The sequence below is a fragment of the Bacillus sp. Medicinal_06 genome (genome assembly GCF_056711665.1).
In genome coordinates this window covers 208,533-223,529 of record NZ_JBWYHD010000002.1, presented here as the reverse complement: position 1 = coordinate 223,529, position 14,997 = coordinate 208,533, and the positions used below count along the sequence as shown (strand labels likewise).

Genomic DNA, 14,997 nt, shown 5'->3' with positions numbered 1-14,997 from the left:
AGAAAATCTTTTAGTTCACTCTCTTTTTTATTTGATGTTCTCTTCTAAAGTTTGCTTCTTAATATTCCAATGGGATGTATGCCATACCGCCATGCCATCTTTTATGTATAATACTTGTGGTGACTCATGTTTAATACCAAAGTGCTCTGCAGTACGATTCGAAACTTCTCTTGCATCTTGCACATATAAATAATAAGCAGGTACTTCTTTGGCATCGTGACAATATGTCTCGAACTCTGCGTATGCTCCTTGGCTAATTGGGCATGTTGTACTATGTTTAAAAAGAATATATGGTTCTGCTGTTTCTAACAATGCTTCAAACTCTTCCATTGTTTCGATTTTTGTCATGCTCATGTTATTCACCTCTCATACGAATTGGAAGTCTAGAGCGCTTCTCTTTTTTCTCCGCCTTCTCTAACTTTTTCTCTGCTTTTTCTAGTTTTTTCTCTTGTCTAGTAGCTCGAAAATGATTATATACTTCAATCGCTGCGCTACTCCATTGTACAACTTGGGCAACTTTGTCTGCATTATTTTCAATTTCATTTGTTACAGAATCCGATACATTGCGAAGTTTCGTATTTAAAGAATGAATTGTCGTTCCAATTCCGTCTACGCCTTCTACTACTTTATTTAACGACTGAGATTTCTGTTGAATATCATCGGCTAATGCATTCGTCTTATGTAATAATTGCTCTGTCTCTACGCTTATCCCTTGCATTTGTTTCTCTAAGCCTTCTAATGTACTTGCAACATTTTCTAACGTCTTCTGCAATGATAATAAGGTTCTACATGTATATATCACTAAAATTGCAAAAGCAACGGCAGCTATAGCTGCACTTACGTATAAAAGAACTTGCATTTCATCACTTCCTTTATCTTTTTCATACTTTCTCCTATTATACAATCATTTTCCGTTTCGTTCTAATCCTTATGGATCCGCAAGAATTTTCATACTTGTTCGTCAACTGTAACATAAATCAGTCAACAAATTCCAGCAAGTAGGGTACAATAGAAATGGATATATAATTACTAGGGAGGCTTTACATATGAAAGACCCACGTATTGAAACTTTAGCACACAATTTAATTAACTACTCCATCCGCTTACAAAAAGGCGAAAAAGTATTAATCGAAAACTTCGGTCTGCAAAAAGAACTTGTAACTGCACTTGTCAAAGAAGCATATGCAGCTGGTGGTTTCCCATTCGTTTCATTGAAAGATCATCAAGTTGATCGCTCTTTATTAATGGGTGCTACTGAAGAACATTTTGAGCAAATCGCTGCATATGAAGCAAGCGTAATGAAAGATATGGATGCTTATATCGGCCTTCGTTCTGGCGACAACATTAACGAACAAGCTGACGTTCCAAGTGAACGTATGAAAATCCACGGTCAAACAGTTGGTAAAAAAGTTCATAGAGACATCCGCGTTCCAAAAACACGCTGGGTTGTTCTTCGCTACCCAAATGCATCTATGGCGCAGCTTGCGAAAATGAGCACTGAAGCATTCGAGGACTTCTACTTCGAAGTATGTAACTTAGATTACGGTAAAATGGACAAAGCAATGGATAACCTTGTTGAACTGATGAACAAAACAGATAAAGTTCGCCTTGTTGGCCCTGGAACGGACTTAACATTCTCTATTAAAGACATTCCAGCTATTAAATGCTCTGGTCATTTAAATATTCCAGATGGTGAAGTATACTCTGCACCAGTTCGCGATTCTGTTAATGGTACAGTTTCTTACAATACGCCATCACCATATAACGGCTATACATTTGAAAATGTACAACTGAAATTTAAAGATGGCAAAATCGTTGAAGCAACTGCAAATGATACAGAACGTATTAACAAAATCTTTGATACTGACGAAGGTGCACGCTACGTTGGTGAATTTGCAATTGGCGTAAACCCATACATCTTACATCCAATGGGTGATATCCTATTTGATGAAAAAATCGATGGTAGCTTCCACTTCACTCCTGGACAAGCTTACGACAATGCATGGAACGGCAACAACTCTAACATCCACTGGGATTTAGTATGCATCCAACGCCCTGAATACGGCGGCGGTGAAATTTACTTCGATGACGTATTAATCCGTAAAGACGGACGCTTCGTTGTATCTGAATTAGAAGCATTGAATCCTGAGAATTTAAAATAAAAAGAAGAAGAGCTCTCCTTCTAAATAGGAGGGCTCTTCTTGTATTTCTCCACTCTCTTTTCCTTACTTCTAGTCTGACGAGCATGATAATAAAACAAAAGTACAACTGCTAAAATGCCTACTGCTATTGATAAGTATATCGGCCATCCCCAGCGAACATACCCTCTCATACAAACGACGAGTACCATCAATAATTCAAAACAAAATAACAGTCTAATATGCTTCATTGCTCACTCCCGTTATGCTTTCACATCTATTTTCACATGTGGATTTGCTTCTTGAATAAGCAACAACAATTTTTCCTTATTCCGCGGCATGGCAATCATATGCACCTTATATTGATTTGTTGTAATTTCGAGGGATTTTCCAACTTGGCGAACAACTCTCACATCGGATAGTACAATGTCATCATTTAATATACCGTACTTGAGTACACCATTTTCTACCGTATGCTTTTTAATAAATACATCCCAAACGAGCGGGACATTTACAATAAGACAAATTGCCATTCCAATTAGTGCTGATCCCCAGTTTCCATTGTCCATAATGAGCATTCCGATTGGCCAAACAACCATAAGAATTAACATTACACTTACAAAAATCATAATGGGTGTACTTCTTTGGATAGGAAAGTTCATATCATCACCCCTCAACCAAATTATACCATTTGATACAATAAAAAAGCTAGAGACTACTTTAATCTCCAGCTTTCACAAACTATGAAACGCCTTATTCAGCAATATTCTTTGTTGGTCCCTCCATTAAAATGAATGCAACTCATATGGCTCATTGAATCTTCTTCCATTCTGAAGCCAATAAACTATACACCGCAAGATCATGAAAATGATCATATAACCATTCTTCATCTCGCAAAATACCGTCTAAATTAAAACCAAGTCGCTCTGGAATCGCACGACTTTTCTTGTTTTCTACCCCACAACGGATTTCAATCTTGTTTAATTTTAAATCCTCAAACGCATAACGAAGTACCGCTTTTACACTTCGTGTCATAATTCCTTTTTCGCCTGCTTCTTCTGCAAGGTAGTATCCAAGACTTGTTGCTTTCTTAGCCCAGTTCACCTCGTGAATACCAACCATTCCAACGAGCTTTCCTTTGTAACGTATACCTGTCTCAAAACCGTTTCCATCCGCAAATTTCTTCAGCCACATCGGAATAATTTCGTCATATGCATCAGCAGATTTTGTGCCATCTACCCATGGAAGCCATCTTTTTAAATGCTCTCTGTTTTGATCTACTAATTGATATAACTCTTCTTTATGATGTTTTTCTAGTAATTGAAGTTCGATTTCATCATCAACGTGAAGTATGAACATTTCTCCATCCCCCTTTTTAATTTCTTATTATTCTAACACTTTAAATCAGGGAATGTTAAGATTTATATATTCACACTCTCTTTTTTCGTTTTTATAGTAAGAAAACCGGAAGAATATAAAACACCCGTAATAACTAAAATCATTCCTAAATATTGCGGGATTGTTATATTTACTCCTTCCACAAAAGAAATAAACATCGTAACAACGGGAACTAAATTAAAGAACAAAGATGTTTTTGCTGCTCCAATTTTCGCGACTCCTTTATTCCACCAAAGATAACCAAGCACGCTCATTCCAATCGCCATAAATAGGATTGATAGCCATGCTAGTAGAGGAATTTCTGAAATAGGCGCTACACTCTTTTGCATGAAGGAGACCATAATGAAAGCAAGTGCTCCAACAGTCATTGTATATGTGGTTGTTTGTATCGGAGTACCATCCTTAATAAACTTTCTTCCTAGCACACCGTATAAAGCCCAACAAATATTCCCTAATAAAATGTAGAAATCTCCTTTTGAAAAAGCTAAATTTTGTATGACAAAAAACGAACCTTGCGTAATAACAAAAATAACTCCAAGCAATGCAAGTAACATTCCGATAGCTTGACGTTTTACAATTCTTTCGTGCAAAATTATACTGGCCAATATCGTTGTAACAAGTGGATTCGTCGCCATAATAAGCGAGCCGTTTATAGCCTCCGTATTTTTCATTCCTAAAAAGAAAAAGAAGTTAAAGCCAAATACCCCAACTATGCCGAGTAAAATATAATAGCCAATATTTTGTTTCCATACTTCTAACTCAAAGTTTTTTCTTATCTTTAAAATACATAGCATTACAAGAGCAGCTATTCCAAAACGCCATGCCGCAATGTGAACTGCTGAAAAATATTGTACTGCGTATTTCGAAGCATTGAATGTCCCACCCGTAAATATTGCAAAGCCTAACAACTGAACATACACTTTATTTTTCATTGTCTTCCTCCAAGGCTTTGTCTTCTAAAAAACCATAATAAATCTCTAATTTATTCTCTGTTAGTTCTATTACACGCTGTAATTGCTCTTGCTGTTCCTTTAAACGTTCCAAATGAACCGTTAAAATCGAAATACGTTTTTTTATTTTAGCTGGTACTTCTTCTTTTCTTTGCTTAATTTCTTCTATAATGCAACCGTCACTTGCAAACTCTGCTATCTCTTCTAGTGACATTCCTGTTTGTTTTAACGAGTACAAAAATTTCAACAAGCGTACATCTACTTCTGTATATTGGCGAATGCCGCTATTCCGTGTCGGTGGTGGTAATAATCCCAGTTTTTCATAATAGCGAAGTGTATGAATGCTCATCCCTGTTAACTCTGCTACTTCACCAATCTTATACATGTTATCTCCCCCTTGTTTTTTCACATTTTCATCTTACAACTTAGAGTTAACTCTAGGTCAATACATAAATAAAAAAAGACGTGCAGCCACCGCTGCACGTCTTCCCTTTATTACTTCTCCGCAACTTGCACTTCTTTCACGTAAGCCGCTTCGAATTTTTGGATGTCACCTGCGCCCATGAAAATAAGAACGCCGTTTTTATGTTTCTTTAATACATCCGTTGTTGTATCTGTAATTAATTCTGCACCATCAATACGTTGTTGCAGATCTTGAATCGTTAAGTCACCTTTGTTTTCACGTGCTGATCCGAAAATATCACATAGATATACTTGATCAGCCTTGCTTAGGCTTTCTGCAAACTCATCTAAGAACTTTTCTGTACGTGAGAATGTGTGCGGCTGGAATACAGCGACAATTTCACGCTCTGGATGTTTTTGACGAGCTGCTTCAATCGTTGCGTTAATTTCTGTCGGATGGTGTGCATAATCATCAATGATGACCTGTTCTCCCATCGGCTTTTCATTAAAGCGACGTTTTACACCTTCAAACGTTGTTAATTGATGTTTTACTGCTTCTACATCAACATTTTCATAATGACAAAGCGCAATAACTGCTAGTGCATTTAAGACGCTATGATTGCCGTATCCTGTGATTTTGAACGTTTCATAATACGTATTACGAACGAATACATCGAATACAGTACCATCTGTTCTCTTTTGGATGTTACGTGCTTGGAAATCATTATCTTCACCAAATCCATAGAAAATAACAGGTACTTTCGCTTGAATTTTTTGAAGTTCTTCATCATCACCACATGCAATAATTCCTTTTTTCACTTGAAGCGCCATCTCTTGGAATGCACTAAACACATCATTAATGTCTGTAAAGTAGTCTGGATGGTCAAAATCAATATTTGTCATAATTGCATAGTCTGGATAGTAAGACAAGAAATGACGACGATACTCACATGCCTCAAACACAAAATACTTACTATTTTCTACCCCATGCCCTGTTCCATCTCCAATAAGGTAAGATGTTGGGTGTGCACCTTGCATTACATGGGCTAACAAACCAGTTGTTGATGTTTTTCCATGTGCACCTGTTATAGCAACACTTGTATACTTACTCATAAGGTCCCCTAAAAAGTGATGGTAACGGTGTACTGGGAGATTTAACTCTTTCGCCGCTACAATTTCTTCATGCGTATCAGGGAATGCATTTCCGGCGATAATCACTTGTCCTTCTTTTACATTGTTTTTATCAAAAGGAAGGATGGAGATACCACGCTTTTCCAATGCTGTTTGTGTAAAGAAACGCTTTTCAAAATCAGAACCTTGAACAGTATGCTTCATATCATGAAGAATTTGTGCTAATGAACTCATTCCTGTTCCTTTAATTCCTACAAAATGGTAAACTGTCATCTTAAAGAACCTCCAACATTTCGAACTAATACAACGGCCTATCTATAAGACAGTATATGAATCTTTTCTTATTTTGGTAATCATCATACATTTTCGATATAGCGGAACTTTTATCATTTCTCACCAATCGGGATAAACACGTACGTACTTCTTATATGTCCACAACAAACTTATTATAGCAAAAAACAATCCGTTATACTATGATAACAGAAAAACTGATAGGGTCAATCACCTATCAGTTTTTCAAGTTTTTACATCTCTTCTCTTTTTTCTAATTCAACACGCTCTAAACGTGGGTTTGGACGATATTTACGTCCAGCCTTCGCTTCTGGTTTTCCATTTAATTCTACATTATCACCTGTAAAACCAATATTCATCTTTAATAAACTGCTTCCTACTCCGTATAAATCTACAGGAACATTTTGTGCTTCAAATTCACGAATACGTTTTTCATCGAATCCACCAGTTACAACAATATCTACGTGCTGGAACCCTTCCTCATCGAGCGCTTTACGAAGAGCGAAAACAAGTGATGGATTGACACCACGTGGGTCAAATGTTCCAAGCACTTCTGGATGACGAATGAAATACTGATCAATCATTGTACGTGATGTATCAATACGTACACCTTTTAATTCTGAACCGAATTCACGTGCAACGCGAAGCCCATCTGTAATAACATCATTGTTATAGTCAATCAGTACAACAAGATCGTCCTCTGGAAACTTTTTATGGTATGCTTTCGCAGCTTCTACAACATCACCATTAAACATTTGAATTAATGCGTGAGGCATTGTCCCCATTCCACTCTTGCCCCACCATTCATTCATTGCATGCGTTGCCTGTGCGCTCATGCCACCGATATACGCAGCATATCCGTCACCAGCTTGCTGTGTATAATGATCATCACGGTCTCCCATGAAAATAACAGGTTTTGCTTTTTCACCGCTGCGAGCAGCTTGTACAACGTTATATACATTTGTCGCAACAGATGTACGACGAGCTAAAATCCCATCAATTACACCTTCTAAAAATCCGAAATATTCATAAGGCCCTGTAATTGTTAGAACTGTTTCAAATGGATTAATATTGTCCCCATCCTTTAAAGAATGAATTTCAAGTTCTTCAGGATGTGTAGCGAATGTTTGTAACAATGCTAATACTTCATCTGTTCCGCAAAGTACCGCATGTTCTTTTTGGAAAAATTGCATTGTCACAACACTTTTTGGGCGAAATTCTTGAATAATGTCACGAGTTTTTAAAAAGTAAACAGCAGAGAACCAGCCTTCCCCAACTCGTTCATCAAATTTAAATGTTTTATTTGTTAGTCGATTGATTTCACCTTTTAATTTTAATTCAATTTCTTTCATGTCGTTTACTCCCTACTTTACTATCCAACATTTTCTCTTAGTATACAGCAAAACCGCTTCCTATACATTCGTTTCCTGCATAGCAGCAAACTCATCCTCTGAAATAAGGACATCCCTCGGTTTTGTTCCCCGTGCTTCGGAAATAATTCCTTGCGCTTCCATCTCTTCAATAAGACGTGCCGCACGATTATAACCAATACGGAATTTTCTCTGTACAGAAGATGTGGACGCGCCCCCTTGTTCTACAACAAATTGACATGCATCAAAAAACAGTTCATCTTCGGCTTCATGTTGCTCTGTTTTTGCCAATAAATCCTCTTGCTTAAATAAATAGTTTGGTTTCATTTGCTTTTTCACATGTTCAACTGTTTTTTCAATTTCATCATCTGATACGTATACACCTTGCACACGAACAGGTTTTGACGTACCGTTTCCTAAAAATAGCATATCACCGCGGCCAAGTAATTTTTCCGCGCCCCCAATATCAATGATTGTACGTGAATCGACTTGGGATGATACTGTAAACGCAATACGCGTTGGAATATTCGATTTAATTAATCCTGTAATAACATCTACAGATGGACGCTGCGTTGCAACTAATAGATGAATACCACAAGCACGTGCTTTTTGAGCAATACGGCAAATTGCTTCCTCAACATCACCAGGAGCAACCATCATTAAATCAGCTAACTCATCAATCACAATGACGATATATGGTAATGCCTCACCTGGAACTTCCTGCTCGCTCACAATTGTATTATAACGATTTAAATCACGTGCACCAGCATGCGCAAACAATTCATAACGGCGCTCCATCTCTTCTACAGCCCATTTTAACGCTGCTGTAGCTGCTTTTACATCGGTAATAACAGGTGCTACAAGATGTGGAACAGAATTATATGGTGCAAGCTCTACCATTTTTGGATCAATCAGCATCAACTTCACTTCATGCGGTTTTGCTTTATATAAAATACTCGTTAAAATCGCGTTAATGCACACACTTTTCCCTGAACCAGTCGCACCAGCAATCAGTCCATGTGGCATTTTCCTAATATCCGTTACAATTGGTTCTCCAGAAATATCAAGCCCAAGTGCAACCGTAAGCGGGGATTCACTCTTCGTGAACACAGGGCTTCTCAAGATTTCCCTTAGAAATACCGGCTTACTCTCTTTATTCGGAACCTCAATTCCGATTGCGCTTTTCCCTGGAATCGGTGCTTCAATTCGAATATCTTTTGCAGCTAAACTCAGCTTAATATCATCGCTTAAGTTTGTAATTTTATTTACTTTCACACCTGGATCAGGTTGTACTTCAAAGCGGGTTACAGCCGGTCCTTGTGAAACATTAATAACATGAGCCCCAACATGGAAATTATTAAACGTCGTATCTAATAATTCTTTCTGTTCTTCTAACCATTCTGTATTATCTAACGCCGCTTGCGTAGGGATCGTCAATAATGTTAATGGTGGCATTGTATATTCCGGCGGTGTTTGCAGTACATTACGCATATCATTCTCTCTTTTGGCTACAACGTATGCTTTTTCTTGTACTCCTCCATTTGCAACAGGTGCCTTCACTTCTGTTTGCTGTACTGGCTTCCCTATTACTCGAGCTTCCGCTACAACTCGTTCTACTGGTCTCTCTTCTACTTGAGTTTCTACCACAACTTGTTCTACTGCTCTCTCTTTCACTTGAGTTTCCACTACAACTTGCTGTGCTGGTTTCTCTTCCACTTGGGTTTCCACTACAACTTGCTGTGCTGGTTTCTCTTCCACTTGGGTTTCCACTACAACTTGCTGTGCTGGTTTCTCTTCCACTTGGGTTTCCACTACAACTTGCTGTTCAGTTCGCCCTTTTTCTTGTGGTATTTCTTCCACTTGTTGCACAGGTTGCGCGTTCACTTGCGAAGTTTCTTCAGCTTGTTTTACAGGAGTCTGCGGTGTTTGCACCCTAACCGCATGCCTCTCCATCAACTTTCTTCTGTCTTGCTTTAACATCACAACATTAAACGGCACATGGCGCTTCTTCTCACGCTTCGGTTCTTCTTTTTGCTTAACAGGCTGTTCCAAAGCAACCTCTTGCTTTTCTTCTGCCTCTTCAATTAATACATTTGCAAAGTTTTGAATCACTTCTTTCGTATGCTTATCCGCCGCTAAAGCTGTTTCAGAAATATCGTTTTCTGCTTTAGAAACAAACTTCTCTTGTTCTGCAGGTTCTTCTACTACTTCAACTTCCGGCGTTGTTTCAGATTCTTCCGCTACTTCAACTTCCGGTGCTGTTTCACTTTCTTCCACTACTTCAACTTCCGGTGCTGTTTCATTTTCTTCCGCTACTTCAACTTCCGGTGCTGTTTCACTTTCTTCCACTACTTCAACTTCCGGTGCTGTTTCACTTTCTTCCGCTACTTCAACTTCCGGCGCTGTTTCACTTTCTTCCACTACTTCAACTTCCGGCGCTGTTTCACTTTCTTCCACTACTTCAACTTCCGGTGCTGTTTCACTTTCTTCCACTACTTCAACTTCCGGCGCTGTTTCACTTTCTTCTACTACTTCAACTTCCGGCGCTGTTTCACTTTCTTCTACTACTTCAACTTCCGGCGCTGTTTCACTTTCTTCTACTACTTCAACTTCCGGTGCTGTTTCACTTTCTTCCACTACTTCAACTTCCGGCGCTGTTTCACTTTCTTCCGCTACTTCAACTTCCGGCGCTGTTTCACTTTCTTCCACTACTTCAACTTCCGGCGCTGTTTCACTTTCTTCTACTACTTCAACTTCCGGCGCTGTTTCACTTTCTTCTACTACTTCAACTTCCGGCGCTGTTTCACTTTCTTCCACTACTTCAACTTCCGGCGCTGTTTCACTTTCTTCTACTACTTCAACTTTTTCTTCAATAACATTTTCTTTCAAAACAGCGTTCTCTACTGACTGTTCTTCTGTCTCTTTCTTATATTCAATTTCTTTCGTTGACGTTGTATTGATGTTCTCTACAGTAGAGTCTTGTAATTGGCCTTGTAGAGATTCTTCATTTCCTCCGTTATCATCTTGTGATAACACCACTACATCTGGTTCTTGTCTAAATATCTGTACGTTTTGAGCATTATGTTCTTCTTTCTTGTTATCCTGTCCAACTGATTTATGTAACAAGCTATCAGTTGCAAATGGACGCGAGTCTGAAGCGATATCTACCTTGCCTTGCTCTTCTAACGAACTAAGTGAACGTTCAGAATCGTAACCGTTTTTCTCTAGCCACTGATCAACAACGGATTTTTCCTCTTTTTTACTTTCTTGTTGTTGATGATCTAGATTTTCATCCTGCTTCTCAGAAGGAACAAAGGATTCGTCTGAGAAATCGGCAAGTGAGTATCCTTTTTTCTCTAGCCATGCATCGACGACTGATTTTCCTTCAACCGATATTTCAAGATCTTCCTGCTTTTTTTCTTCCGTCTTCACTTCTTCTTTCTCCATAGACGGACGTTTATATCCAAAGATCGGTGAAATCATCTCTGTTGGGCGAAATGGTCTTCGATTTCCTTCTTGTGTTGGTACAGATTTTTTTTGTATGAACGGCTCTGGCTTAATTTCTCGTTCAGCTTGTTGAGGGACAAATGTATGAATAGGTTCTTCTACATATCTCGGTTCGCGCCTCTCCATGTTTGTTACTCTCGGCAGTGGCTGCTTTTCAACATGTGTTGATTCTTCCACATTCTCCTCATCGAATCCATCATCAGGCACTAACGGAAATCGGCATTTCACACCTGAATTCCGACTAGCCATTTGCGCTTCTCTTGCTGCAGTGTAGTGGTTTACACGAGGAATTTTCGGCTTACTTTCAGTGTTCTTCGGTACTTCTTTATTCATCGCTGTTTTTTCTTCCTGATGTTCCTCTTTGTTAAACAGCTTTTTCATCCAATCTAACATGTTTACCACTCTTTCTACTAAATAGTAACATCCTTTATTGTATCAGCATTCGGCAAAAAGTGCAGGTAAAATTACGTTCTTGTATTTTGTACACCATATTCAAATTTTCAGTAAGTATAATACAAATCTATTTTAATTTTTCAACATATAAGTCGGTACCCGAAAAACAAAAAGTGACCTTGTACTCGTGTTCTCGCAGGAAGGTGACCTGATCGCTTCTATCCACGATCTGATACTCTCTACTACCTTAAAAAGTTGTTTTTATATAAGAAAATAGCAGCCTCATATATAAGGCTGCCACTTAGAGCTTAATCCTCCGGTATTCTTCTACACTCTCTGCCACACTTTGCAGTAAAGATCCTAAATATTGTGTGTCTGATAGTTTCTGATCTTCTTCAGGATTCGACATAAATCCAAGTTCAAGTAAAACGCCTGGAACTTTTGACCAATTGAATCCGGAAAGATCATCTCGAAACTTAATCCCATTTACTTTTACTTGGCTGTTTTCTTTCATTTTCTTTACGATTATTTGAGAAACTTGTAAGCTTTCTGTATAAATTTCTTTTGTATATGTATTTCCTTCCGCTGGCGTCAATACAGCAAACCCTGTTTGCGCTCGATTTTCAGAACCATCTGCATGAAGACGTAAAAATAAGTTCGCTTGATGATCATTCGCAAATGTCGCACGTTCTTTATTACTGATGTCAACATCATGTGTTGTTCTTGTCATCAGTACTTGCATGCCTTTCGCTTCGAGCTTCTCTTTTAGCATAACCGCAGCTTCTAATACAAGAACAGATTCTCGTTTTTTCGTCACAACACCAGTCGTTCCATCAGTCACTTTATATTTCTGTTCAACTGCACCCGGGCCAATTGGTTCTAAATTTAAATTTGCTTTCTCTTGATGCCCTGGATCAATCACCACAAGAAACTTCCCTTGTTTTTGCTCAGCATCTACTTTTACCGCAGGAGGGTTCGCTGATTCCTCAGCCGGTGGTACTTGTTCTACCTTTGGCTCTTGTTTTTGATCTTGCTCCGTGGATAACTCTTGTTCAGTTTTTTTCTCTTGTTCTCCATTTTGTTCCACTGGTAATTCAGTTTCTACTTTCTTCTCTTGCTTCTCTTGCTTCTCTGGCGGGGCTTCTTTCTTGTTTTCTACAACCTTTTTACTCTCTTCTTGAACAGTAGATAGCGTTTCTTTTTCTTGTTCTTTCGAGCATGCACCCATATATATTCCAAGTAATGCAACTACACACATCATTTTTATATACTTCATCGTTTCTCTCCCATCTAAAAAGAAAGATTTCATGCCGGTTTTTCAATTTTTATTTAGGTTTTCGCATATAAATCGCGGCTATGAAGAAAAAAGGACCTACTCTTATTCTCTCTTTGTTTTCACTCCGCATAGGGTAAGGTCGACGCTCTCTTCCAACTTAAGAGAAAGGTTTTCAATTAGATTTTTCACTTTTTATGTCTATATTTAAAATAGTTTCATAATCTCATCAATACTACGTGCGATACAAACTGGTTCCCATATCTCTGCTCCTTTTTCTGCTGTGTATATGGGCTGAAGATCATTCTTTATATCAACAAAGATAGGATCACCCATATCCGTCTCATATCCAATAACAATCCAACCCTCTTGCCAATCTCCCTTTTTTCCACCAATAAGCGAATTTTTGTTTTTATCATATCGATATCCCGTTTGTCCCTTTTCCAATTCATTTTCATGAAATAAGTATATTTCAAATGATTGTAATTCAATATCATGTTTCCTCGAAGTTTCGATAAGACCTAGAAGCTCTTTTACTTTTGGATGCTGTTTCATACACTCCTATCCCCTTCTATTTTTTCTAAATTTTAACTAATTTGTTTTTGAAATACAATATGATTTTTTGGGAAAAGCGTTACAATCTAGGGACATTTCCGCAAAAAAAGTAGCCTCATTTTATAATGAGGCTACTTTTCTATATCAATTAAAATTTAAATTCTTGTCCAACTTCATAGCTATCTTCTAATACAAGGATACCTTTTTCTTGCGGAGCATCTGGAAGCTCTAATTCACGTGCAGAGCAAAGCATACCAGAAGATGGAGTACCGCGAAGTTCAGCTGGTTTAATTAGCATACCACTTGGCATTACAGCACCGATTTTTGCGACAACAACTTTTTGTCCTGCATCAACGTTTGGTGCGCCACATACGATTTGCAATGTCTCTGTACCAATTTCCACTTTACAAATGCTTAATTTATCAGCATTTGGATGTTTTTCTTTTTCAGCTACGTAGCCAACAACAAATTTCGGCGTTAGATCTGCTTCTACTTTTTCTTCAAAGCCATTCTTCGCTAAGATTTCATTGATCTTTTCAACAAGCTCTTTTGTCAAAGTAAGGTTTCCAGTTTCCTTTACTTCTACATAAGAAGACGCATTAAAGATGTTAAATCCTCCTGTTACATTGCTTTCACGATCATAAACGCGAGCAACATCTCCTTTGCGGTCAAACGTACGGTTTTCTAATGTGATATCTTGTAAGGCAACGATTAATGTGTCGCCAATTCCTTCAAGGTTATAAAAAACGTTCACTTTGTTCATCCTTTCTCTTTTCCATCTGTCTTCTTCCGATTTTTTGCTAAAATAAAGATCGGCTCAAAGTTCCCATCTTCATATACAAATGAAAGTGATGTAATCGGAACATGACCCTCAGCAAAAAACTTCATTGTCATTTGTGCAATAATATCATAACCGATTTCGTTCACGATATCAGCAATAATTAAAACATCTTGGTGCGGAACAGCCACCACCATGTCGCCTGAAATCTTTTCACGCATTGATTGTAATAGCGATTCATTCAAAATACGACTCGCATCATAGCCATCATTTGTGTTTAAGAAATAAAATGTATTTCCTGCTACTTCATCTTGCTTAAATGTATGACTTAATGAACGCACATTAAACAATGCCATTTCACGTACTTGCTGCTCAGTAAGCCCTAATTTTTGTAATAAACGCTCATCAATTAAGCGATATGTTTTATTAGAGTCTAATGCATAATAAATGCGCGTTTCTGCTGTATGATCCGTCATTAAAAACGGATTGCCTTCCTCGGCTTGTTTCGGGAAAGAAGTAGAGCGAATAACCGGCAGAATTTTTGCTGCACTGCTTTCTTCTTTATGCATTGCAACCAGTGCCTCTTGCACGTAATAGACGACATCTTCAATTGCCGCTTCTTTTTTCACTTCCCATTTTGCTACAACTCCTGGAAGCGAAATGTTAATACCTTTTTTCGTATCTTTTTGCTCAATGCGAAGTACATCTTTTTCACTATCATAATGAAATTCCCATTCTGGGCGAGCTAATCTACTCATTAGCTCTTCTTTCATTTTTTTATTTGTCATTTTCATCTTGTTTGCCTCCCTTC

The 14,997-nt window shown here is 38.1% G+C and carries 15 protein-coding genes; 1 reads left to right on the top strand and 14 read right to left on the bottom strand.

Going from position 1 to position 14,997, the window contains the following annotated elements:
- Positions 1 to 27 precede the first annotated feature (27 nt).
- Together ytxJ and AC1M36_RS04780 are read right to left on the bottom strand one after the other, a co-directional pair.
- Entirely contained in the window at positions 28 to 354 is a 327-nt protein-coding gene (gene ytxJ, locus AC1M36_RS04785) for a bacillithiol system redox-active protein YtxJ (RefSeq protein WP_336450413.1), read from the bottom strand.
- A gap of 1 nt (position 355) precedes the next feature.
- The gene (locus AC1M36_RS04780; protein ID WP_336450414.1) at positions 356 to 904 is read right to left on the bottom strand and encodes a DUF948 domain-containing protein; all 549 of its coding nucleotides are present in this window, start codon (positions 902 to 904) and stop codon (positions 356 to 358) included.
- A 142-nt stretch (positions 905 to 1,046) separates the two neighbouring features.
- Here AC1M36_RS04780 and AC1M36_RS04775 point away from each other — a divergent pair, with 142 nt between their 5' ends.
- Positions 1,047 to 2,162, top strand: a complete 1,116-nt coding sequence (locus tag AC1M36_RS04775) for an aminopeptidase (protein WP_336450415.1) — start codon at positions 1,047 to 1,049, stop codon at positions 2,160 to 2,162.
- A gap of 20 nt (positions 2,163 to 2,182) precedes the next feature.
- On the opposite strand, the gene AC1M36_RS04770 is transcribed toward AC1M36_RS04775, so the two are convergent.
- From AC1M36_RS04770 to AC1M36_RS04715, 12 genes are all read right to left on the bottom strand, one after another.
- Positions 2,183 to 2,389 carry an ATP synthase subunit I gene (locus AC1M36_RS04770; protein ID WP_336450416.1) on the bottom strand — a complete coding sequence of 69 codons (207 nt, stop codon included), beginning with the start codon at positions 2,387 to 2,389 and terminating at the stop codon, positions 2,183 to 2,185.
- 12 nt (positions 2,390 to 2,401) lie between these two features.
- Complete coding sequence (locus tag AC1M36_RS04765; RefSeq protein WP_336450417.1) at positions 2,402 to 2,800, bottom strand: PH domain-containing protein; 399 nt, start codon at positions 2,798 to 2,800, stop codon at positions 2,402 to 2,404.
- Positions 2,801 to 2,948: 148 nt separating this feature from the next.
- The gene (locus AC1M36_RS04760; protein WP_336450418.1) at positions 2,949 to 3,497 is read right to left on the bottom strand and encodes a GNAT family N-acetyltransferase; all 549 of its coding nucleotides are present in this window, start codon (positions 3,495 to 3,497) and stop codon (positions 2,949 to 2,951) included.
- Positions 3,498 to 3,559: 62 nt separating this feature from the next.
- Positions 3,560 to 4,468, bottom strand: a complete 909-nt coding sequence (locus AC1M36_RS04755) for a DMT family transporter (RefSeq protein ID WP_336450419.1) — start codon at positions 4,466 to 4,468, stop codon at positions 3,560 to 3,562.
- Entirely contained in the window at positions 4,458 to 4,871 is a 414-nt protein-coding gene (locus tag AC1M36_RS04750; protein WP_336450420.1) for a MerR family transcriptional regulator, read from the bottom strand. The genes AC1M36_RS04755 and AC1M36_RS04750 overlap by 11 nt, the downstream gene beginning before the upstream one ends.
- Before the next feature lie 110 nt (positions 4,872 to 4,981).
- Entirely contained in the window at positions 4,982 to 6,292 is a 1,311-nt protein-coding gene (murC, locus tag AC1M36_RS04745; RefSeq protein ID WP_336450421.1) for a UDP-N-acetylmuramate--L-alanine ligase, read from the bottom strand.
- A 251-nt stretch (positions 6,293 to 6,543) separates the two neighbouring features.
- Positions 6,544 to 7,662, bottom strand: coding sequence for a nicotinate phosphoribosyltransferase (locus AC1M36_RS04740; protein WP_336450422.1), 1,119 nt, complete (start codon positions 7,660 to 7,662; stop codon positions 6,544 to 6,546).
- 60 nt (positions 7,663 to 7,722) lie between these two features.
- Positions 7,723 to 11,580, bottom strand: coding sequence for a DNA translocase FtsK (locus AC1M36_RS04735; RefSeq protein ID WP_479845621.1), 3,858 nt, complete (start codon positions 11,578 to 11,580; stop codon positions 7,723 to 7,725).
- A gap of 301 nt (positions 11,581 to 11,881) precedes the next feature.
- Positions 11,882 to 12,856 (bottom strand): N-acetylmuramoyl-L-alanine amidase, encoded by a 975-nt coding sequence (locus AC1M36_RS04730; RefSeq protein ID WP_336450424.1) that lies wholly within the window; start codon positions 12,854 to 12,856, stop codon positions 11,882 to 11,884.
- 204 nt (positions 12,857 to 13,060) lie between these two features.
- Positions 13,061 to 13,408, bottom strand: coding sequence for a thiamine transporter (locus tag AC1M36_RS04725; RefSeq protein WP_336450425.1), 348 nt, complete (start codon positions 13,406 to 13,408; stop codon positions 13,061 to 13,063).
- Between the two features lie 148 nt (positions 13,409 to 13,556).
- On the bottom strand, positions 13,557 to 14,171 hold the full coding sequence (ytpR, locus tag AC1M36_RS04720; RefSeq protein ID WP_336450426.1) for a YtpR family tRNA-binding protein: 615 nt from the start codon (positions 14,169 to 14,171) through the stop codon (positions 13,557 to 13,559).
- Positions 14,168 to 14,980 (bottom strand): DUF1444 domain-containing protein, encoded by an 813-nt coding sequence (locus tag AC1M36_RS04715; RefSeq protein WP_336450427.1) that lies wholly within the window; start codon positions 14,978 to 14,980, stop codon positions 14,168 to 14,170. Before AC1M36_RS04715 ends, ytpR begins: the two co-directional genes overlap by 4 nt.
- Positions 14,981 to 14,997: the final 17 nt, after the last annotated feature.